Annotated in this window: 1 protein-coding gene; it reads right to left on the bottom strand. The window is 65.3% G+C overall.

The genetic code is table 11. The annotated features are described in order from the left end of the window. Positions 1-637 (bottom strand): TolC family protein (locus EOA28_RS37730; protein WP_189342427.1); only part of this gene is annotated, 637 nt, incomplete at both ends.

The following is a 637-nucleotide window of genomic DNA, read 5'->3' as shown; positions in this document are numbered from 1 at the left end:
CCACCCGAGCCTGCAGGTCGCTGGTGTCGCCATTATCGCCATCGATATCAGACCCGCCGCGGGCAACACCCTCGGCGGTGATCGTCGGACCGTATTTCGCCCGCGCCGCATCGACCAGCGAGGCCGCGGCGTCGATATCGCTGTTGGCCATATGGACACGCGGATTGTTCTGCCTGGCAAGCCCGATCGCGTCGTCCAGCGACCGCGGCAGGGCGGCCGAGACATCGGCCGGCCGCGATGGGCTGGTCAGCGGCTTGCCGACATTCTTGAAGAAGCGGATCTTGGCCGCCTCGAGTTCTTCGGTTGCCTCCTGCATCCGCGCCTTGGCGGCAAAAAGGCGTTCCTCGGCCTGCTGCCGGTCGGCGTCGTTGAGCGCGCCGCCCGCGATGCCTTGCTTGATGTCGCTGAGAATGGACTGATGGAAGCCAAGGTTCTTCTTGGCCTCGGCCACGATCGACGCCTGCAGCATGTATTCCAGATAGTCCTGGACGACCGCGAGCCCGATGAACTCGGACCGCTCCAGAACCCTGAAGGAAGCTCCGTCGACCCGCGAGGCCTGGCGGTTCAGCTCAGCCCGCCTTGCGCCGCTGTCGTAAAGCGTCTGCGAGACGGTGAGGTCGGCCTCGTTCGGATAGAG

It is taken from the genome of Mesorhizobium sp. M2A.F.Ca.ET.067.02.1.1 (assembly GCF_004023285.1).
Classification (GTDB): Bacteria; Pseudomonadota; Alphaproteobacteria; order Rhizobiales; family Rhizobiaceae; genus Mesorhizobium.
The sequence above is the reverse complement of the archived record's forward strand: the minus strand, read 5'-3'. Positions and strand labels throughout refer to the sequence as shown.